Source organism: Ramlibacter sp. (genome assembly GCF_029866045.1).
Lineage (GTDB): Bacteria > Pseudomonadota > Gammaproteobacteria > Burkholderiales > Burkholderiaceae_C > Ramlibacter.
On the sequence record NZ_JARXAB010000040.1, the window covers coordinates 1 to 19556 of the forward strand.

Annotated in this window: 16 protein-coding genes; 6 read left to right on the top strand and 10 right to left on the bottom strand. The window is 64.2% G+C overall.

Annotated elements, in window-relative coordinates; all coding sequences use genetic code 11:
- Window positions 1-431 precede the first annotated feature (431 nt).
- The 5 genes from QE494_RS04465 to QE494_RS04485 form a co-directional block, all read right to left on the bottom strand.
- Window positions 432-1670: an SUMF1/EgtB/PvdO family nonheme iron enzyme gene (locus tag QE494_RS04465; RefSeq protein ID WP_300041706.1), complete on the bottom strand. Its 1239-nt coding sequence runs from the start codon at window positions 1668-1670 to the stop codon at window positions 432-434.
- Window positions 1671-1760: 90 nt separating this feature from the next.
- The gene (locus QE494_RS04470) at window positions 1761-2840 is read right to left on the bottom strand and encodes a TRAP transporter substrate-binding protein (RefSeq protein WP_300041741.1); all 1080 of its coding nucleotides are present in this window, start codon (window positions 2838-2840) and stop codon (window positions 1761-1763) included.
- Between the two features lie 224 nt (window positions 2841-3064).
- A complete protein-coding gene (dxs, locus tag QE494_RS04475) occupies window positions 3065-4918 on the bottom strand; it encodes a 1-deoxy-D-xylulose-5-phosphate synthase (protein WP_300041707.1) in 1854 nt (617 codons plus the stop codon).
- 7 nt (window positions 4919-4925) lie between these two features.
- On the bottom strand, window positions 4926-5825 hold the full coding sequence (locus QE494_RS04480; RefSeq protein WP_300041708.1) for a polyprenyl synthetase family protein: 900 nt from the start codon (window positions 5823-5825) through the stop codon (window positions 4926-4928).
- The gene (locus QE494_RS04485) at window positions 5822-6049 is read right to left on the bottom strand and encodes an exodeoxyribonuclease VII small subunit (protein WP_300041710.1); all 228 of its coding nucleotides are present in this window, start codon (window positions 6047-6049) and stop codon (window positions 5822-5824) included. Before QE494_RS04485 ends, QE494_RS04480 begins: the two co-directional genes overlap by 4 nt.
- Window positions 6050-6192: 143 nt before the next feature.
- Between QE494_RS04485 and QE494_RS04490 the strand changes: the two genes are divergently transcribed.
- Complete coding sequence (locus QE494_RS04490; protein ID WP_300041711.1) at window positions 6193-7344, top strand: aromatic ring-hydroxylating dioxygenase subunit alpha; 1152 nt, start codon at window positions 6193-6195, stop codon at window positions 7342-7344.
- Window positions 7345-7377: 33 nt separating this feature from the next.
- The gene (locus QE494_RS04495; RefSeq protein WP_300041712.1) at window positions 7378-8277 is read left to right on the top strand and encodes a DMT family transporter; all 900 of its coding nucleotides are present in this window, start codon (window positions 7378-7380) and stop codon (window positions 8275-8277) included.
- 20 nt (window positions 8278-8297) lie between these two features.
- Here QE494_RS04495 and QE494_RS04500 read toward each other — a convergent pair whose 3' ends face one another.
- The 3 genes from QE494_RS04500 to QE494_RS04510 all read right to left on the bottom strand — a co-directional run bounded on the left by QE494_RS04500 (window position 8298) and on the right by QE494_RS04510 (window position 11104).
- A complete protein-coding gene (locus tag QE494_RS04500) occupies window positions 8298-9044 on the bottom strand; it encodes a tyrosine-protein phosphatase (protein ID WP_300041713.1) in 747 nt (248 codons plus the stop codon).
- Between the two features lie 140 nt (window positions 9045-9184).
- On the bottom strand, window positions 9185-9934 hold the full coding sequence (locus tag QE494_RS04505) for a DUF4142 domain-containing protein (RefSeq protein WP_300041714.1): 750 nt from the start codon (window positions 9932-9934) through the stop codon (window positions 9185-9187).
- A gap of 288 nt (window positions 9935-10222) precedes the next feature.
- Entirely contained in the window at window positions 10223-11104 is an 882-nt protein-coding gene (locus QE494_RS04510; RefSeq protein ID WP_300041715.1) for a ZIP family metal transporter, read from the bottom strand.
- A gap of 215 nt (window positions 11105-11319) precedes the next feature.
- On the opposite strand from QE494_RS04510, the gene QE494_RS04515 reads away from it, so the two are divergent.
- Window positions 11320-11508, top strand: a complete 189-nt coding sequence (locus tag QE494_RS04515; protein ID WP_300041717.1) for a 4-oxalocrotonate tautomerase — start codon at window positions 11320-11322, stop codon at window positions 11506-11508.
- Window positions 11505-11849, top strand: a complete 345-nt coding sequence (locus QE494_RS04520; protein ID WP_300041718.1) for an I78 family peptidase inhibitor — start codon at window positions 11505-11507, stop codon at window positions 11847-11849. Before QE494_RS04515 ends, QE494_RS04520 begins: the two co-directional genes overlap by 4 nt.
- Before the next feature lie 146 nt (window positions 11850-11995).
- Here the strand turns inward: QE494_RS04520 and polA are convergent, their stop codons facing one another.
- Window positions 11996-14863, bottom strand: a complete 2868-nt coding sequence (polA, locus tag QE494_RS04525) for a DNA polymerase I (protein ID WP_300041719.1) — start codon at window positions 14861-14863, stop codon at window positions 11996-11998.
- Window positions 14864-15004: 141 nt separating this feature from the next.
- On the opposite strand from polA, the gene QE494_RS04530 reads away from it, so the two are divergent.
- Together QE494_RS04530 and QE494_RS04535 are read left to right on the top strand one after the other, a co-directional pair.
- The gene (locus tag QE494_RS04530; protein WP_300041720.1) at window positions 15005-15994 is read left to right on the top strand and encodes a homoserine kinase; all 990 of its coding nucleotides are present in this window, start codon (window positions 15005-15007) and stop codon (window positions 15992-15994) included.
- A 49-nt stretch (window positions 15995-16043) separates the two neighbouring features.
- Entirely contained in the window at window positions 16044-16835 is a 792-nt protein-coding gene (locus tag QE494_RS04535) for a BPSS1780 family membrane protein (RefSeq protein WP_300041721.1), read from the top strand.
- 73 nt (window positions 16836-16908) lie between these two features.
- On the opposite strand, the gene QE494_RS04540 is transcribed toward QE494_RS04535, so the two are convergent.
- On the bottom strand, window positions 16909-19428 hold the full coding sequence (locus QE494_RS04540; protein ID WP_300041722.1) for a UvrD-helicase domain-containing protein: 2520 nt from the start codon (window positions 19426-19428) through the stop codon (window positions 16909-16911).
- Window positions 19429-19556: the final 128 nt, after the last annotated feature.

Genomic DNA, 19556 nt, shown 5'->3' on the forward strand with positions numbered 1-19556 from the left:
AGCTACCAACCCCTCGGAGCGCCTTCGCCGCGATCAGCGAAGCCCTCGATTATGACACAGCTTTTAAAAACCAGTCAAACACTTTTTTCTACCCCGCCCACCAGCGCCAGACAACCCCAGCACCAGCATCAGAGCCCCCCCTCCAACACCCAAACGATTTCAAACCACACAGCGCAACCGTGCCGAACAGTCCAGGCCAAAAGAAGCGGAGCCCGCCAGTCTAGCACAACCTTTCGGCTCCTGACAATTGGGGAACGATGTGGCCAGCTCAGTTGGTGATCGCCTCATCGAGAGGGGACCATCCGGGAGTGAGCCACTCGTGCGCCATACCCGGAAGCGGACCGACAGTTACTCTTGACGCAACTTGGCCCAACGCATGAATCCCTGGCTTCAGTTGGCGCCCCTTGAGCAATCCCCATCACTAACCGGACTCATAAAGCACAGGTTCGGAACCCCGTGAATGCCTCATCTCGGTCCGGGAGTGCAAAGCGTCTAGACCGTTTGTGCTTCATACGACCTCTGGTCGAGATGGACCCGCCTCGGAGCACACGCGCCATTTCCCAATGGGGCTGCGGGTCTAAAGCGGTACCAACAGCCCAGTTGTCTCGCTCATATCCGTCCCAAGGACGCAATCGTGTAGACGTCCATTCCAAAACATCTCCCCAACGCATCGAGCGCCCTTGCCGCTGGTGTACAGCCACTTCCCACTCCATCTCCAAGGGCAAACGCCGCCCAGCCCAACGTGCCCATGCATCAGCCTCCCACCAGGTGATATGCGTCACCGGTTGGGAACCAGAAACACGCACAGAACGTCCCGACCAATTGATGACAACGCCGCCAGCGGCAGCGCGGATTTGCTCAACATGGCGAGGACCTCGCCGACCGTCTGGAATTGAAGCCTGCCGCAACCACTCCCAACCCTGTGGATGCCACCAGTCCGAGCGGTCGTAGCCGCCATCGTCGACAAACTCAACAAACTGCGACCAGTTCACAGGCTGAGCGTCAATCTCAAATGGCAGGATATTGACTTGCCATTGCGGCCTCTCGATAGCAAGAGCGAAGCCGTTTGCCGGTGCACCGAGCAGCCACCGCGTCGCCGGTAAGTTCAGGGGCTCGGCTGCCGCATATTCAGCTGCGGAACCCACGGGCAACGATAAGCCCAGTGCCCGAGCCTGCGCAACAAGCTGCTCAGCAATGAAGTCCTCGTAGTGAAGCATCGCGCGAAACAGGTACAGGCCATCGTCTGTTTCTTCGGCACGCTCAAGAATTTCCAGAGTGGACTCCAACTGCACAAGCATGTACCCACGGACTTCGCCCAGTTCCGGCCAATGCTCCGCTCCGACGTGACGGAACCAGGAGTCGGCCTGCCGGTGGAGTGACGGAAGGCGAGGGCCATCGGCAGGTGATCGAAAACCAAGGCCACGCTGCGGATTACGGCCTAGCCACCACTCAGCCAGCCAAGCAATGTGGCCAGCGACACGTTCAGGCGGATCAAAGTGATCCACGCGGGGAATCGAAAGGCCGGCGCCAACAGCCTCTTCAAAGCGGGCTAGGAGTTGCAGCGTACAGTTACGCGCGTCCATGAGGGCCAGCGAAAGAAGACTGCGCCCAGCTTGGCGGATTGCAGGCGAGTCGGTCAGGACATCAATCGATGATGGGTTGGTGGGCACGGTTCTCTGCGGGCTGATTAAGCCAACAGCATACCGGCCCCTCTCAACTGCTCACGCACCAGGACAGAGAACGCAAAGCAACAGATTCGGTCAGAGCTTTTGAGCCTGCATGAAGCGCTCATATGTCGATTCGGCAAATCGGAACCAGAGATTTTGGTCCGCCCGAAAGCGCGAATAGTCGGCGTATACCTTCCGCCAATTTTCGTTCCGGGCCGAGAGCTCCTGATAAAGCGCCATCGATTGCTTGAATGCCTCAGCCATCACGTCATTCGGGAAGGGACGCAACTTCGCACCGGCGGCAACGAGTTGCTTGAGGGCATGCGGGTTCTTGACGTCGTACTTGGCCTGCATCTCGATGTGTGCATAAGCACTGGCGGATTCCACAATGGCCTTCAGCTCCGCCGACAGGGAGTCCCACGCTTTTTGGTGGATGTAAAGATCGAGCTGCAAGCCGCCCTCCCACCAACCCGGGTAGTAGTAGAACGGTGCCACTTTATTGAAGCCCAGCTTCTGGTCGTCGTAAGGACCGATCCACTCTGCAGCATCGATGGTGCCCTTCTCGAGAGCCTGGTAGATCTCGCCTCCAGGGATGTTCTGCGGAACACCCCCCATGCGTTCGATGACCCGTCCGGCGAACCCGCCAATGCGGAACTTGAGGCCTTTCAGGTCAGCAACCGACCGGATTTCCTTGCGCATCCAGCCGCCCATCTGGGCCCCGGTATTGCCGCAGGGGAAATGAACGATGTTGTACTTCGCGTAGAACTCGCGCATGAGGGACAGGCCATTGCCCTGGAATGTCCAAGCCGTCATCTGGCGGCTGTTGAGACCAAAAGGGATGGCGCCCCCGATGGCAAAAGTCTCGTCCTTGCCGAAAAAGTAGTAGGGAGCCGTGTGGGCCGCTTCGACAGTGCCGTTTTGTACGCCGTCCACCACGCCGAAGGCGGGCATCAATTCCCCAGCGGCGTGGACGGAGACGTCGAAGCGACCGCCAGACAGTTGCTTGACCCGGTGGGCAAACGTTTCAGCACCACCGAAGATTGTGTCCAGGGACTTGGGAAAGCTGGAGGCCAATCGCCAGCGCAAAGCCGGCTGGGCGTGGACGGCGGGAGCCGTGGCAGCGACAAGCACGCCAGCAAGGCCGGTATGGCGCAAAAGGGAACGACGGTCCATGGGCAATCTCCGCTGAAGGTTCGGGAATGCCTTGGATGATTGAGTGCGGCGCGGGGATAAACTTTCAGCGCTCTGACCACGGGCGTGCCTGCAGGTCACAACTGCTCAGCGCACCAAGCGGGACCAGCAATCGCCCTGCGGGTCAAGCGTGAGCGCCTTCAGGCCGGCAAGCGGCGCGACAACGCTCGACCGACCGACGATTTGAAGACCAGCCGCGGTGGTGGCTACAGGAGCGAACCGAAACGCTCACGGACCGAGCGTTCGATACCGGCTGCGTCCAGGCCTAGCGCCGCAAGAAGGCGAGCCGGATCACCGTGTTCAATGAAGCGGTCGGGGATGCCCAGTTGGAGGAGAGGCTTGGCCAATCCGGCGGCGGCGATTGCCTCGGCCACCGCGCTGCCAGCGCCGCCCATGATGGCGCCCTCCTCCACGGTGACAAGCGCATCGTGGCGCTGCGCCACTTCGATGAGAAGGTCGACGTCAAGAGGCTTGACCCAACGCATATTGACCACGGTGGCGCCCAACCGTTCGGCCGCTTGGATAGCCGGGTGAAGAAGCGTGCCAAACGCGAGAATGGCCACCGCTCGACCCTCCCGGCGAATCTCGCCTTTGCCAAAAGGCAATGGCTCAAGCGACGTATGAGTCGGCACGCCAACACCAGAACCACGGGGGTAGCGCACTGCTACAGGATGGTCTTGCTGGAAGGCTGTGCTGAGCAACGCGCGTGTCTCTGCCTCGTCCGCGGGACAAGCCAGGCTCATGTTGGGAATGCAGCGTACGAAGGGAATGTCGTAGACGCCGGCGTGGGTTGGTCCGTCGGCGCCGACGATGCCGGCGCGATCCAATGCGAACACCACGGGTAGCCGTTGCAAAGCGACATCGTGGATCAACTGATCGTAGGCCCGCTGGAGGAAGGTCGAATAGATCGCGACGACGGGCTTGAGTCCCTCGCAGGCCATGCCAGCCGCGAACGTGACGGCGTGTTGTTCCGCGATGCCAACATCAAAATAGCGTTCAGGGAAACGCTTCTCGAATTCGACCAGGCCAGAGCCCTCGCGCATGGCAGGCGTGATTCCGACCAGCCGGCTGTCCTGCGCGCCCATGTCGCACAACCACTGACCGAAGACCTGCGTGAAGGTGGGTTTGGCCGGCGTGGCAGAGGGCGTCAAACCCACCTGGGGGTCGAACTTGCCAGGGCCATGGTAGGCCACAGGGTCGGCCTCGGCCAGCTTGTAGCCCTGCCCCTTGCGGGTGACCACGTGGAGGAATTGGGGGCCCTTAAGTTGGCGGATGTTCTCCAGCGTCGGGATGAGGGATTCGAGGTCGTGACCGTCGATCGGGCCGATGTAGTTGAAGCCGAACTTTTCGAACAGAGTGGCGGGCACCACCATACCCTTCGCGTGCTCTTCTAGCCTTTTGGCCAGTTCGAACAGCGGCGGAGCCACCTTGAGCACGTTTTTTCCAACGCTCTTGGCGGCAGCGTAAAACTGACCGGACATGAGCTGCGCCAGGTACCGATTGAGTGCGCCAACCGGCGGGCTGATCGACATGTCGTTGTCATTGAGAACGACCAGCAAGTCGCTATCAGCAACTCCTGCGTTATTGAGCGCCTCGAAGGCCATGCCGGCTGTCATGGCGCCATCACCGATGATCGCGACAGCCTTGCGATCTTCGCCCTTGCGCTTGGCCGCCAGGGCCATGCCGAGCGCCGCCGAGATGCTCGTGGAGGAGTGCGCGGTTCCGAAGGCGTCGAACTCGCTCTCGGAGCGGGTGGGAAAGCCCGAGAGCCCACCTAACTGCCGCAGAGAGGACATCCGCTCACGACGACCGGTCAGGATCTTATGGGGGTAAGTTTGGTGACCCACGTCCCACACCAACCGATCTCGAGGGGTGTTGAACACATAGTGGAGGGCAATCGTCAACTCAACCGTTCCAAGGTTGGAGCTGAGGTGACCGCCGGTACGCGAGACGCTGTCGAGGACATAAGCACGCAATTCATCTGCCACCTGCGGCAATTGCCGACGGGAAAGGCGGCGCAGGTCAGACGGCGACACGATCGATTCGAGCAAAGAGGCCATGGGATTCCTAGTTATTGCGTTCGACCACCATGCGGGCCAAAGCTTCGAGCGCACGGGTGTTGGCCAAGCCGCTCACTGCCAATGCGCCTAAAGCTTCGTCCAGCAAGGCCTGGGCATAGGCACGGGATGGGTCCAGCCCAAGCAGGGAGACGTATGTGGGCTTGTCATGGGCCGCGTCCTTCCCGGCCGTCTTCCCGAGCGTCGCTGAATCCGCAGTGACGTCCAGAATGTCATCGACGACCTGGAAGGCCAGCCCCAAGGCGGCGCCGTAGCGATCCAGCGCGGAAGCGGGCTCAGATCCCGCACTTCCGCAGGCAGCCCCCATGGCCACAGAGGCCTGCAGGAGGGCGCCAGTTTTGAGCCGATGCATTTGCCGAAGCTGCGTCTCAGAAAGGCTTCCACCAACACTGGCCAAATCGATGGCCTGGCCGCCAGCCATGCCGCCATGTCCGGCGGCACGCGCAAGGATCCTGCACAGGCGAGCCTGCACATCGCCAGAGATACCCGACTCGTGCGGATCGGGCGCGATCACCTCGAAGGCAAGGGCTTGAAGGGCGTCGCCGGCCAGCAAGGCTAAGGCCTCGCCGAACTTCACGTGTACGGTCGGTTTGCCCCGACGGAGAACATCGTTGTCCATGCAAGGCATGTCGTCATGGACCAGCGAATACGCGTGAATCAGCTCGACGCCGCAGGCGCTGCGCAAGGCCGCCTCACGATGACCATTGATCGCCTCCGCTGCAGCCAGCACCAGCAGGGGCCGGAGCCGCTTGCCACCATCGAGCACCGCATAGCGCATGGCCTCACCCAACCCACCCGGGGCGGAGCCGGGAACCCAGGCTTGGAGCGCCTGCTCCACGTCAGCCAGCTGGCCCTGTATCCAGGCAGGAAAGTCGAACGTGGTTTTCATTCCTGCGTCCAGGGCTTGAGGGTGCCCTCGTCGAGCACCTTGATCTGATTTTCAACCGCCTCGAGGCGGCTACGGCAGAAGGCAAGCAGCTGTGCGCCACGCTCGTAGCCCACGAGCATCTGCTCCAGAGGCATCTGACCCGACTCAATACGGCCAATGAGCTGCTCCAGCTCCTCGAGAGCGGCTTCGTAGCTGGCAGGTAATGCGGTGGAGGCCTTGGGCATATGCGGACAGCGCTTAAACCCTGGATTCTAGGTCCGCGGCCGGGCCTTCCCCTGGGGTACACTCGACTCTCTTTGCCCCGCGCCACTCTCGGATCGGGCGCTTACCCTGCCCCTTCATAGGGGGAGCCTCTAGGTCAGGTGAAATGTCTGATTTAAGTCTTCAACTGCAGCAGGCCGCAAGCCAACTCCCGGTTTCCAGCTATTTTGATGAGGCGCTGTTCCAACGCGAGCGGGAACTCCTTTTCGCTAGAGGCCCGCGCTATGTCGGTCATGCTCTTTCCGTCCCCGAGGTGGGGAGCTACTTTGCCCTGCCCCAAGAGGGGGAAGGCCGGGCCTTGATCCGCACGCCGCGGGGCGTAGACCTCGTGAGCAATGTGTGCCGCCACCGGCAGGCGGTGATCCTGCGTGGCCGAGGGCGTCTGGACGAAAAACCCTCCACGGGAGGCAACATCGTCTGCCCCCTGCATAGATGGACTTACAGCGGAGGCCGGGGCGAGCCGGCGGGCACACTCATTGGCGCACCCCACTTCGCTGAAGACCCCTGTCTGAGCCTGCGTAACTGGAAGCTGCGGGAGTGGAACGGACTTCTGTTCGAGGACAACGGCCGCGACGTCGAAGCCGACCTGGCCGGCATGGGACCGAGGTCCCAACTGGATTTCTCTGGCATGGTTCTAGACCATGTCGAGTTGCACGAGTGCAATTACAACTGGAAGACCTTCATCGAGGTCTACCTCGAGGACTACCACGTCGGCCCCTTCCACCCTGGCCTCGGGCAGTTTGTGACCTGTGAGGACCTGCGCTGGGAGTTCAAACCGAGCTATTCGGTGCAAACCGTGGGGATCGCCAACCGCCTGGGGCGGCCCGGGAGCCCCGTTTACGAGCGCTGGCACAAGGCATTGCTGGACTTCCGAGGTGGGCAGCCGCCTGCCCATGGGGCTATCTGGCTCACCTACTACCCGCACATCATGGTCGAGTGGTACCCGCACGTACTGACGGTTTCCACCGTCCATCCCGTCGGCCCCCAGAAGACGCTCAATACCGTCGAGTTCTACTACCCCGAGGAGATTGCTGCCTTTGAGCGCGAGTTCATCGAGGCCCAGAAGGCCGCGTACATGGAAACCTGCGCTGAAGACGACGAGATAGCCGAGCGCATGGATGCAGGCCGGCACGCACTGCTCGCCCGTGGCGACGACGAGTTCGGCCCCTACCAGAGCCCCATGGAAGACGGCATGCAGCACTTCCACGAGTGGTATCGGCAGCGCATGGGCGCCGCCGGTCCCGGCGTGCCGCGCTGATACAGCGATACGGAGACCTGAGCAAGCCAACGCATGAAAGCCCTCTGGATGGTCCTGGGGGCCTTTTTTTTCGCCACCATGGCGGTATGCATCAAGGTTGCGTCCGCCTGGTTCAATACCTCTGAAATCCTGTTCTGGCGGGGCCTGATCGGTGTCCTGATGATTAGCGTGCTGGCGCAGTATCAAGGCGTCAGCCTGGCTTCGCGCTACCCAGGCATGCACCTGCGGCGCAGCCTCGCGGGGGTGATCTCCCTGTGGGCCTGGTTCTTCGCCATTGCCTACCTCCCCGTCGCCACGGCGATGACTCTCAACTACATGAGCGGCATCTGGCTTGCTGCATTCGTGATTGGGAGCGGTTTGTTGGCCTGGAAACCGGAGCATGGGCCGCAGTTTCTGCGTCAACAGGGCCCATTGGCGCTGGCCGTTCTGACCGGCTTCGGTGGGGTGGTCCTGATCCTCCAGCCCTCGATGGCGACCGACCAATCGCTCGGCGCGATCCTCGGTCTGATATCCGGTGTGTCAGCAGCTTGGGCCTATGTGCAGGTCGGGGCCATGACAAAGCTTGGCGAACCCGAAACGCGCATCGTGCTTTATTTCGGTTTGGGGTCGACCGTGGCAGGCCTGATCGGCATGGCCATCGAGGGCGTCTCCGCGTGGCAATGGCAGCAAGCGGCCTGGCTGCTTCCCATCGGGCTGTTCGCCACTTTGGGACAACTGTGCATGACCTACGCCTATGGCAGTGGGGCCGCGCTGGTGGTGGCCTGCCTGCAGTACTTCGGCATCATTTTCGGCGCGATATTCAGCCTGATCCTGTTTGGAGACGCCATACCGACCGCGGGATGGGTCGGGATGGGGCTCATTCTGGTCAGCGGGGTCGCCGCCACAGTCCTGCGGGCACGGCCGGCGTCAGGCGCGCCAGCGGAAAAAACCTGATCTGGGCCCCGGACGCCAGTTCAGCGAACCAGATAAAGCGTGCGCAGTTGCCTGCGCTCTGCTTCGCCAACGCCAAGGCCGCGGTCAAGGAAGCGATCGATCGATCCGTGGTCGGTGTTGATCGCATCGTAGGCGGCCTGCAGGAAGTCGGACTCGACGCCACGCAGGACCTGCGCCACCACCGGATCGAGTGTGCCGCCGGAGACCGCAGGTGGGCGCAAGCGCTGGTTGGTCAGAAGGTAGTCGTCCAGGATTTGCTCACGCGACGCGCCCAGGGCGTGGAGAAACAGGGCCGCTGCCAAGCCGGTCCGGTCTTTTCCTGCGGTGCAGTGAAACACCGTGGGCTCGGCCGATTCGAGCAGATGGCCAAAAAACTCGGCAAAGCGGTAACTGGCCCCGCGGACAAAACCGCGATAGGTGTCCTGCATATGGTGCTGGACCTCAGCGGCCGTAGGGCGATGGCCGGAGGCGATCAAGTCAGACAGCACCTGCACGATGCTCGGCTCAATGGTGAGCGCATGGACCTTTGCTTCCGGAAGTGCGCAGGCGGCAGATTGACGCTCCTGCACTCCCCGAAAATCGATGACCCGTCGCAGGCCGATTGCCTGCAACGCATGAATATCGTCATGGCTGAGGTTGCCAAGGTGGTCCGAGCGAAAAACCAGGCCGGGGCGCATCGGAACCATCGGATGGACCCGCTCGGCAAGGTCACGGAAATTGCTGGCGCCGGCCAGAACAGGAATACGGGGTGCGTCGAAGGTAGACATGGCAACCCCCATTCTGGCCGAGCCGGCTGGCTCGGTCCAACTGGGGAATGCCCGCGCAGCCTGGCAGCGCCGGACAACGTCCTGCGCTGCCAAGGACCCACCAGCGCCCGCCAGAGGCAGGCGCCGGCTACCGAAGGTGATCAACGGCCGTAGGGCGCCATGGAGCCGCCGCCTGTGCCGGGATTGATCTGATTGCTCGGCTTGTCACCTTCGCCCACCCCGGCGCCCATGCGCTGCTGCTGCGTCCGTGTGGACGCGGCGGCCTCGCTACCGGCCTGCGGCAGCTTCTGAGCAGCAGCCAAATGCTGCTGGAGCATGGGTAGGGTCTTGTCGACCCACGCACGGAGCTGGGGCTCCTTCGCATCCTTGCTGGCCTTCTCGAAGCGCTTGATCTCTTGCTCGTGCTGCTTGATGCCGATTTCGCGCACAAACTCCCGGTCGAACTCCGCACCGCTGCGTTTGGCGAGTTTCTCCACCTCGTTGCGCATGCCGCGCGGCAGGGAAGAGGGCAACTCAATTCCCAGGCTGGAGGCGAGCTGGGCGAGCTCGCTGTTGGCGCTGGCTTGTTGCTCGATCAGGGTGGCGGCATAGTCCTTGACAGCCTTGTCGGCGCCCCGATTTGCAACCATCTGTGCGGCCTGCACCTGCATCTGGCCGGCGCTCGCGGCCTCCTCCATGAACTTGCGGTCCCAGCGCACAACGCGCGATTTTTCCGACGCGGCGCGGGCGCCGGACTGGGTGACAGCCGCTCCCTGACCCGAGGACGAGGTGCCTGCACCGCTACCACCGCTGGTGACGCCCTGAGACCAGGCAGTGGACATGGAGGCGGCGAGCACGCCAGCGAGTGCGAGGGCTGGCCAGCCGCCACGCAGGTGCCGAGGGGATTTCATTGATGGGGTCGAAACATTTCTAAGGTTCATGGGGCCTCCAGAGATTGCGGGTCGCAGGTTGTGCCTGCGAAACAGGAACTGACCGGCGCAGAGCGACCGGCCTTGCCGAAGCAGGCGTCACCATAGGGGCGTCTTCGGGGAGGGCGCGTCGGACAAGCACCTCCGCAGGGGGGCGAGTGACCTGAACTAGCGTAGGACTGGACCGGACCTACAGCCGCGCTAGGGCTTGGCGTCGCCCACGCGCCGGCCGGCTGCGCCTACCGCCTGGCCGGGGTCCTGGTGCCGGGATCAGTGAAGGTGCGAGAAGGCGCTTGCTGCGCCCACCAAGGCAATGCCAGCGCCCAGCCAGATGACTTGCAGCGTCGCAGCGCGGGCTCCCTGGTGCTTCTGGAGCTGGGGGATCAGGTCAGCCAGCGCGACATAGATGAAACTGCTGCTGGCGAGGGTGAGGAAGTACGGGAGGAAGCCTGCCAGGTGGGCCACCAGCCACCAGCCAACGAGTCCGCCCAGGACGGTAACCGCACCGGCCATGGACACCTTGACCAGGGCCGCACGCCGGCTGCCGCTGTTTTGGGCCAGAACCACCAAGTCTCCGATATGGTGTGGCACCTCGTGGGCCAAGACCGACACTGCGGCTACCACACCCAGGCGCATGTCAGCGGCAAAGGCAGAGGCAATGAGCACGCCGTCGCCGAAGCAGTGGATGCTGTCTCCCGTCAACAGGCTCCATCCGCCAGCGGGCTGGGCTTTGTGAACAGCTTGGCCGCCGTGAGCACCGTGCAGGTGGTGATCCGCATGCCCGTGGTGAGCCGCGTGGCCGTGATGCCCCGCAGACTCAGGGCTGGCGCCCTCTTCGGCATGCTCATGGTGGTGTTCATGCCCGTGGTGCCACAGCTCGGCTTTGTCCAGCAGAAAGAAGAACACCAGCCCCGCCAGCAAGACGAGAAAAAGAATGTGCGCATCGGCGCTCTGCTCGAAGGCCTCCGGCAGCAAGTGCATGAAGGCCGTAGCCAGCAAGGCGCCAGCCGCCAGACTCAGAAGGTGCTGGGCATCGAAGCCCGCCCGCCCTGCCCCGGCCTTGCGCACGCCCAGTTCAATGAGCGCGGCCGCGATCCAGACGCTGCCGATACCGGCGCAAAGGGTCGCAAGAAGAGTTGCGAGAAGTGTCATGCTTTTTGTTCTGGGTGCCAGCGATCACGGCGGCCCGCGAAAACAGGCCACGCCCGCGGGCGAGGCGCTAAGGCCGATGAACCCCCATTGTGCCGCGAGGCGCCGGACCGGTCTCCCGGCCCCTGGTCAGAAGCAACACCACCCCAGGAAACATAATGCGCAAACACTTTGTTACCGCAAGACCCATGCGCCCCGCGCAGAAAGGATGATCTCCCATGCCCACGCTCCGCGTCGAAATGATGGAAGGCCGCACCCCCGAGCAGAAAAAAGCTTTGGTGCAGGCCCTGACTCAAGCCGTGGTCGACACGCTCGGCAGCAATCCCGAGTCGGTCGACATCCTGCTCTACGACATCAAGCGCCAGGACTGGGCCACCGGAGGTGTGCAATGGTCCGAGAAAACATGACCCATAAAGGCCCGGCCCACGGCCGGAGTGCTTGGCTGCTGGCCTGCAGCGCGGCAATGATGCTGCCCGCCTGCAGCGCGACGCCAGCGGTGCCGAAAGAGGCTGTGGCGACAGCGCCGACGCCGGTCGAGCCAGCCGCAGGCTGCAACGCCCGTTCGGTGCAAGACCTGGTAGGTCAGCACGCCTCAGCGCTGATCGCCGAGGGAGCGCGCCAGCGGGCCGGGGCGGTTCGGGTACGAATGATCGGTCACGACCAAATGGTGACCAGGGAGTACGACCCCGGTCGTCTGAACCTGCAGCTCGACCCCCAGGGCCGGGTGGCCCGGGTTTATTGCGGCTGAAGAAAGAGGGATCAAGCGACGGGGTGAGGCGACGGGATTCGAAGACGGGGATCGGCGGCAGGAATGGGCAGCGGGGTGGAGGGCGCTCAGTGCGACCTCTCTCAGTGCTCCCTGTCTCAATAGGCTGTCTCTCAATTTGCCTTCTCTCAATGCGCCTTTTCCCAGTTTGGCCCGACCCCCAGCTCTGCGAGTAGCGGCACACGCAATTCAGCGACCCCGGCCATCAGCCGGGGCACCTCCACGCGCAGCCAGTCGACCTCGCCCTCGGGCAACTCGAACACCAGCTCGTCATGCACCTGCATGATCATGCGGGCGCCCCGGCCACTCTCGTCGAGCGCCTTTTGCACAGCCACCATGGCCAGTTTGATCAGATCGGCCGCGGTGCCCTGCATGGGGGCGTTGATCGCGGCGCGCTCGGCGGCGCTGCGGCGCGGACCATTGGGCGAGTTGATCTCGGGCAGGTACAGGCGCCGGCCGAACACGGTCTCGACATAGCCGCGGCTCTTGGCCGCCATGCGGGTCTCGTCCATATAGGTCTTCACACCCGGGTACCGCTGGAAATAGCGCTCGATGTAGTTCTTGGCCGCCGTGTTGTCGATGCCCAGCGCCTTGGCCAGGCCGTAGCTGCTCATGCCGTAGATCAGACCGAAGTTGATGACCTTGGCATAGCGACGCTGCTCCGTCGAGACCTGCTCCGGGGTGACACCAAAAACTTCGGCGGCGGTCGCGCGGTGCACGTCTTGCCCCAATTGAAAGGCCCGAATCAGGGCTTCGTCTTCACTCAGATGGGCCATGATTCGCAGCTCGATCTGGCTGTAGTCGGCGCTGGCAATGACATGCCCAGGCGCGGCCACGAAGGCCTCGCGCACCCGGCGACCCTCGACGGTGCGGACGGGAATGTTCTGAAGATTGGGATCGTTGCTCGAAAGCCGACCCGTCACCGCCACCGCCTGCGCGTAGTGGGTGTGCACCCGCCCAGTCCCCGGGTCGGCCATCTGGGCCAGCTTGTCGGTGTAAGTGCTTTTGAGTTTGGAGAGGCCGCGCCACTCCAGCAGCTTGGCCGGCAGCGGGAAATCTTCGGCCAGCTTCTCCAGCACCTCTTCGTCGGTGCTCGGCGCACCCGTGGCGGTCTTCTTGACCACCGGCAGGCCCAGCTTGCCGAAGAAGATCTCGCCGATCTGCTTCGGACTGCCCAGGTTGAAGGGTTGGCCAGCCAGCGTATGCGCCTCTTGCTCCAGCTCCAGGATGCGGCGGCCGAGTTCGGCACTCTGGCGGGCCAGTTGCTCACCGTCGATACGGACCCCGTTGCGCTCGACCCGAAACAGCACCTCGCTGGTGGCAATCTCTAGCTCGTAGATAAAGCGCAGGCGATCGTCTGCCTGCAGACGCGGCCAGAGGGTACGGTGAACATCCAGGGTCTGGTCCGAGTCCTCGCAGGAATACTCGGCCGCCCGGTCGATGGCCACCTGGGCAAAGGGAATCTGGTGCGCGCCCTTGCCGGCCAACTCCTCGTAGGAGATGCCGCTGCGCGCCAGGTGACGCTCGGCCAGGCTGGCCAGACCATGGGGCTTATGCACCTCGAGCACATAGCTTTGCAGCATGGTGTCGTGCACATAGCCACGCACCTCGATGCCGTGATTGGCGAACACATGCCGGTCGTACTTCACATGCTGACCCAGCTTGTGGCGAGAGCCGTCCTCCAGCCAGGGCTTGAGGCGGGCCAACACCTCGTCCAGAGGCAACTGCGCGGGGGCGTCCGCATAGGCATGCGCCAGGGGCACATAGGCCGCCTGGCCCGGCTCGGTGCTGAAGGACAGACCGACGATGCGGGCCTGCATCTCGTTCAGTGAGGTGGTTTCGGTATCGACAGCAACCAGGTCGGCAGCCTGGAGCCTGGCGAACCAGATGTCGAACTGCTCCCAGCAGAGGACGGTGTCGTACTGCAAGGGGCCGGTGTGGCCGTGGGCCTGCGGGCCATCGGCAGGCGGGTCGAACAAGCCGCCCTGCCCGGCGGGGCTCGAAGTTGGATGGGACGCGCCCTTGCTGCGCGACTTGCCCTCCGCAGGCGCGGAGCCCTCCTCCATCGCCCGCACCAGGCCCTTGAACCCGTAGCGGGCGTAAAAGTCTTTGAGCTTGTCGTCCTGCGGCGTGCCAATGGCGATGGCTCCCAGGGCTGGGAGACCTGGGATGTGCTCGCCCAAATCGCAGTTGCGGCGGATCGTGACCAGAGCCCGGCCGGTGGGCAGCCAGCCCAGGGATTGGCGCAGGTTCTCACCCACCGCACCCTTGACCTCGGCGGCCTTTTCAATGAGCGCATCCAGGGAACCGTACTCGGTAAGCAACTTGACCGCCGTCTTGGGGCCGACCTTGGGTACGCCGGGCACGTTGTCCACCGTGTCACCCACCAGGGCCTGGTAGTCCACCATCAGTCGTGGCGGCACGCCGAATTCGGCTTCGACACCGGCAAGGTCGCGGCGGCGGTCGTTCATGGTGTCGATGACGACCACCTGCTCGTTGACCAGTTGGCTCAGGTCCTTGTCGCCGGAGGAGATGACCGTTTGCAAACCCTGCTGTGTGGCCATATCGGACAAGGTACCGATCACATCGTCGGCCTCCACGCCGGGGACAGCCAGCACCTTCCAGCCCAGAAGCCCCACCACCTCGTGAATCGGTTCGATCTGCGCGCGCAGGTCGTCGGGCATCGGGGAGCGGTGCGCCTTGTAATCGGGGTACAGGTCGTCGCGGAAGGTCTTGCCCGGCGCATCGAACACGCAGACCGCATAGTCGGCCCGCACATCCTTGCGCAGCTTTTGCATCATGTTGATCACCCCGCGGATCGCGCCGGTGGCAGCGCTCGTCGGGTCGCCTGGCACCGCGCGCAGGTCGGGCATGGCGTGGAAGGCGCGGTACAGGTAGCTGGAGCCATCCACCAGCAGCAGCAGCGTGGGCGTGGCAGGCGGGCTGTCCGCAGGGTCTTCGGGCGTGATGTTCTCGGGGGCCTGAGGCTCGGTCATGGTCACGATTGTGCCTGCCGGGCGGCTCCCTGGCGGCCTCCTACAATCGGGTGCATCCAGCGGCTCTCCCCGCCAAGTCTCACCATAGACTGTCGGTCCTGCGTCGGCCGGCGTCCCCCGAAGCACCGAACCCCCTGCCCCATGGCTGTTTTCACCGAAGTCTCCCCTGAAGCGGCAGGCGCGCTGCTGCAGGAATTGAACCTGGGCCAGTTGGCCGAGTTGCGCGGCATCCAGGGCGGGATCGAGAACACCAACTACTTCGTCACCACCGAGCAGGACGGCGAGCAGCAGCGGTGGGTTCTGACCCTGTTCGAGCGCCTCGGCGCCGAGCAGCTGCCCTTTTACCTGTACCTGATGAAGCACCTGGCACAGCGCGGCATTCCGGTGCCCGACCCGCAAGGCAATCGGAACGGGGACATCCTGCTGTCGGTCTGCGGCAAACCCGCGGCACTGGTCAACCGCCTGGAGGGCCGCAGCGAGCTCGCACCAGGCCCTGCGCACTGCGCCGCGGTGGGCGACATGCTGGCCCGCATGCACCTGGCCGGACGCGACTACCCCCGCAGCCAGCCCAATCTGCGGGGCCTGCCCTGGTGGAACGAAACGGTGCCGGTGGTGCTGCCCTTTCTCGACCCGGACCAGGCGGCGCTGCTGCAGTCGGAGCTGGCCTACCAGAACCATGTGGCTGGCCAATCGGCCTACACCGCCCTGCCCCGCGGTCCGGTGCATGCCGACCTGTTCCGGGACAACGTCATGTTCGCCGAGCCCCAAGGCCCGGCCGATCCTCACCCAGCGCGCCTGACCGGCTTCTTCGACTTCTACTTTGCCGGCGTCGACACCTGGCTGTTCGACCTGGCGGTGTGCCTCAACGACTGGTGCATCGACCTGGCCAACGGCAGGCACGTGACGGATCGGGCCACCGCCATGCTGGCGGCCTACCAGGGCGTGCGACCGCTGCAGGCGGCCGAGCGCCAGCTTCTGCCGGCGATGCTGCGTGCCGGCGCCCTGCGCTTTTGGATCTCGCGCTTGTGGGATTTCCACCTGCCGCGCGAGGCCAGCCTGCTCAAGCCCCACGATCCGGGCCACTTCGAGCGGGTGCTGCGCCAGCGGGTAGCCCATCCGGTTCACCTCTGACAAAACAGAGAAACCGCACCAGGAGGCCCCGCCGGGGTAAATTCCGCTGATGAAGCTGAACATCGTCACGCCTCGCACTGGCTTGCTCTGGGTCCGCATCGGGTTGCGGACCTATTTCCGCCAGCCTCTGGCCCTGACCGGACTGTTTTTCATGTACACGACCGTGGTGCTGCTGCTCGCCATCGTGCCCGGCATCGGGGTCGTAGCCGGCGGGATGCTGGTGCCTGCTGCCACGCTGGGGCTGATGGCGGCCACAGCTGAGGCGGAAAAGGGGCGGTTTCCGCTGCCCTCGGTGCTGCTCAGCGCCTTCCGGGTAGGCAGACAACGGCTGCGCGCGATGCTGGTACTGGGCGCGATCTACGCCGCCGGCTCGCTGCTGGCAACCGGGCTGGCCACACTGCTCGCGGGCAGCAGCGCGCCGCCGCCTGCCGACGGCCAAGCCATGGCACTGGACGCGGCAACCGGCTTGGCGCTCTTGTTCCATCTGCCGCTTTTTGTGGTGTTCTGGCACGCACCGGCGCTGGTCCACTGGCACGGGATCTCGCCGACCAAAAGCCTGTTTTTCAGCGCGGTAGCGGTGCTGCGCAACCTGGGCGCTCACCTGCTGTTTGCAGCGGGCTGGATCACGCTGTTTCTGGTGGCGGGCAGCGTCTTCGGGGTGCTCGGCGCCGCGGTGGGCGGTGCCAGCGGCGTACAGGCCATGGTGTTGCCCCTGGCGCTGGTGCTGGCCTCGATGTTCTCCAGCTCGATCTACTTCACATTCCGCGACTGCTTCCAGGCCGACGCAGACGAAGCTGCAGGCGACGCGAATCCGACCGAACCGGCCGCGCCTGGGCAGTGACCAGACCCCCCTGCCGTTTCGGCCAAAGTACGGGCCAGCGCAGAGGCCCGGATTGCAAGCGGCCCCGCGAGCCTCAGGGCACCGGCGTGAGCTTGGCCACTGACAGCGCCAGCCACTTCACCCCGTGGCGGCCAAACTTCACCTGCGCCCGGGCATCGTCGCCCGCGCCCTCGAGCGCCAGCAAGGCCCCCTCGCCGAACTTGTTGTGAAAGACCTGCATCCCGACGCGCAGGCCGTGTGCAGGTTCGGCCTTGCGCACCGGCACCGGCGGGCTGGCAAACCGGGTGCTGTCGGCGTCGCGGGTGCCGGCCTGGGCACCGCCCTGCCAGCTGCGGCCCTGGCCGCCACCGGAGCCAGCACCGGCATAGCCCCCGCCATAGCCTCCTCCGTAGCTGCCACGCTGACCAAAGCCACCCCCGAAGCCACCGCCCTGGCCCAAGCCAGCGCCGGCAAAGCCCTGGTGCTTGGGCGTGAGCCACTTGAGGGCGTGCTCGGGCAGCTCGTCAAAAAATCGGCTGCGCACGTTGTAGCGGGTCTGCCCGTGCAAAAGCCGGGTCTGTGAGTAGCTCAGATAGAGACGCTTGCGAGCCCGGGTAATGGCCACGTACATCAGGCGCCGCTCTTCCTCCAGGCCCTCGTGGTCGGCCATCGAGCGCTCGCTCGGAAACAAGCCCTCTTCCAGCCCGGAGACAAAAACACAGTCGAACTCCAGGCCCTTGGCGGCGTGGACCGTCATCAGCTGCACCGCGTCCTGGCCAGCCTGGGCCTGGTTGTCACCGGCCTCCAGGGCCGCGTGGGTGAGGAAAGCGGCCAGAGGCGAGAGGGTCTCGCCGGTTTCGGCGTCGGGGGCGAGCGGATCGCTGCTGCCCGGCGACCCACCGGTAGATTGGCCCGCCAAAGGCAGATCCAGCAGAGGCGCCGAAGGATCGAGCCCTTGACTTACCGGTGACTGGGCCAGGCTTCCGGCAGCGCGGTGCTCGTCGAGCGGCAGCGCCACCGCGTCCCGGCCGAAGCCCTCTTGGGTGACAAAGCTCTCGGCGGCGCTGGCCAGTTCTTCCAGGTTCTCCACCCGGTCAGCGCCTTCGCGCTCGTTGCGATAGTGGTCGACCAGCCCTGAGTGCTCAAGTACCAGTTCGATGATTTCACGCAGAGCCAGACCCTGGGTCTGCTCGCGCAGCACATCGATCTTGGCGACGAAGGCGCCCAGATTGGCCCCGGCCTTGCCCGTGGTGGCGCTCACCGCATCGTGCAGAGAGCAGCCTGCACCACGGGCGGCGTCTTGCAGCTGCTCGATGCTGCGTGCGCCAATGCCGCGCGGCGGGAAGTTGACCACCCGCAGGAAGGAGGTGTCGTCGTTCGGGTTCTCCAGCAGGCGCAAATAGGCCAGGGCGTGCTTGATCTCGGCGCGTTCGAAAAATCGCAGGCCGCCGTAGACCCGGTAGGGTACGCCGGCATTGAACAGCGCGGTCTCGATCACCCGGCTCTGCGCGTTGCTGCGGTAAAGCACCGCAATCTCCTGGCGGGCGACGCCCTCACTGCGCTCAAGTTGGCGTGCCTCTTCAACGATCCACTGGGCTTCAGACAGGTCGCTGGGGGCCTCTTGAATGCGCACCGGCTCGCCGGGGCCCTGCTCGGTGCGCAGGTTCTTGCCCAGGCGGCCCTTGTTGTGGGCAATCAGTGCGTTGGCCGAATCGAGAATGTTGCTGTAGCTACGGTAGTTCTGCTCGAGCTTGATCTGGTGCTTGACCGCGAACTCGCGCACGAAGTCGGCCATATTGCCCACCCGCGCGCCGCGGAAGGCGTAGATGCTCTGGTCGTCGTCTCCCACGGCCAGCACCGCATTGCCCTGCCCGGAGAACATCTTGAGCCAGGCGTATTGCAATCGGTTGGTGTCCTGGAACTCGTCGACCAAGATGTGCCGGAAGCGCCGCTGGTAGTGCGAGCGCACCGGCTCGTTGTCCCGCATCAGTTCGTAGCTGCGAAGTATCAGCTCGCCAAAGTCAACCACGCCCTCGCGCTGACACTGGTCCTCATAGAGCTGGTAGATCTCGACCCGCCGGCGATCCTCGTCGCTGCGTACCTGCACGTCCACCGGGCGCTCGCCCTCCTCCTTGCAGCCGCTGATGAAGTACTGCACCTCCTTGGGGGGAAAGCGCTCGTCATCGACGCCATGCTGCTTCATGAGCCGCTTGATCGCCGACAGCTGGTCTTGCGTGTCCAGAATCTGGAAGGTGGCCGGCAGGTTGGCCACCTGGTAGTGAGCCCGCAGGAAGCGGTTGCACAGGCCGTGAAAGGTGCCGATCCACATCCCTCGCACATTGACCGGGAGCATGCCGCCCAGACGGGTCATCATCTCCTTGGCTGCCTTGTTGGTGAAGGTCACCGCCATCACGCCGCCGGGCGAGACCTGCCCGGTGGACAAGAGCCAGGCGATTCGGGTGGTGAGCACACGGGTCTTGCCCGAGCCGGCACCGGCGAGGATCAGGGCGTGTTCCGCCGGCAAAGCGACAGCGGCGCGCTGCTCGGGGTTGAGGGCGCGCAGCAGGGGGGATTCGCTGGCAGACGCTGGCGAAGATTCGAACTCTGGAAACATGCCGCATTGTAGGGAGCCAGGCCGGGCAGACACCGCTAAAATCGGCCACCGGGCCCAAGCATTGAGGCCCGGTTTCCATTTCTGGATGCCGGGCCGACATCCAAGCGCTCTCCCTGTTTTTCAACAGT

Bases quoted from the DNA above. Each gene is read 5' to 3' on its own strand.
- QE494_RS04530 (WP_300041720.1), top strand. From the start codon at position 15,005: ATGGCTGTTTTCACCGAAGTCTCCCCTGAAGCGGCAGGCGCGCTGCTG.
- QE494_RS04510 (WP_300041715.1), bottom strand. From the start codon at position 11,104: ATGACACTTCTCGCAACTCTTCTTGCGACCCTTTGCGCCGGTATCGGC.
- QE494_RS04515 (WP_300041717.1), top strand. From the start codon at position 11,320: ATGCCCACGCTCCGCGTCGAAATGATGGAAGGCCGCACCCCCGAGCAG.
- QE494_RS04505 (WP_300041714.1), bottom strand. From the start codon at position 9,934: ATGAAATCCCCTCGGCACCTGCGTGGCGGCTGGCCAGCCCTCGCACTC.
- QE494_RS04500 (WP_300041713.1), bottom strand. From the start codon at position 9,044: ATGTCTACCTTCGACGCACCCCGTATTCCTGTTCTGGCCGGCGCCAGC.
- QE494_RS04490 (WP_300041711.1), top strand. From the start codon at position 6,193: ATGTCTGATTTAAGTCTTCAACTGCAGCAGGCCGCAAGCCAACTCCCG.
- dxs (WP_300041707.1), bottom strand. From the start codon at position 4,918: ATGGCCTCTTTGCTCGAATCGATCGTGTCGCCGTCTGACCTGCGCCGC.
- QE494_RS04470 (WP_300041741.1), bottom strand. From the start codon at position 2,840: ATGGACCGTCGTTCCCTTTTGCGCCATACCGGCCTTGCTGGCGTGCTT.
- QE494_RS04520 (WP_300041718.1), top strand. From the start codon at position 11,505: ATGACCCATAAAGGCCCGGCCCACGGCCGGAGTGCTTGGCTGCTGGCC.
- QE494_RS04495 (WP_300041712.1), top strand. From the start codon at position 7,378: ATGAAAGCCCTCTGGATGGTCCTGGGGGCCTTTTTTTTCGCCACCATG.
- QE494_RS04535 (WP_300041721.1), top strand. From the start codon at position 16,044: ATGAAGCTGAACATCGTCACGCCTCGCACTGGCTTGCTCTGGGTCCGC.
- QE494_RS04480 (WP_300041708.1), bottom strand. From the start codon at position 5,825: ATGAAAACCACGTTCGACTTTCCTGCCTGGATACAGGGCCAGCTGGCT.
- QE494_RS04540 (WP_300041722.1), bottom strand. From the start codon at position 19,428: ATGTTTCCAGAGTTCGAATCTTCGCCAGCGTCTGCCAGCGAATCCCCC.
- QE494_RS04485 (WP_300041710.1), bottom strand. From the start codon at position 6,049: ATGCCCAAGGCCTCCACCGCATTACCTGCCAGCTACGAAGCCGCTCTC.
- polA (WP_300041719.1), bottom strand. From the start codon at position 14,863: ATGACCGAGCCTCAGGCCCCCGAGAACATCACGCCCGAAGACCCTGCG.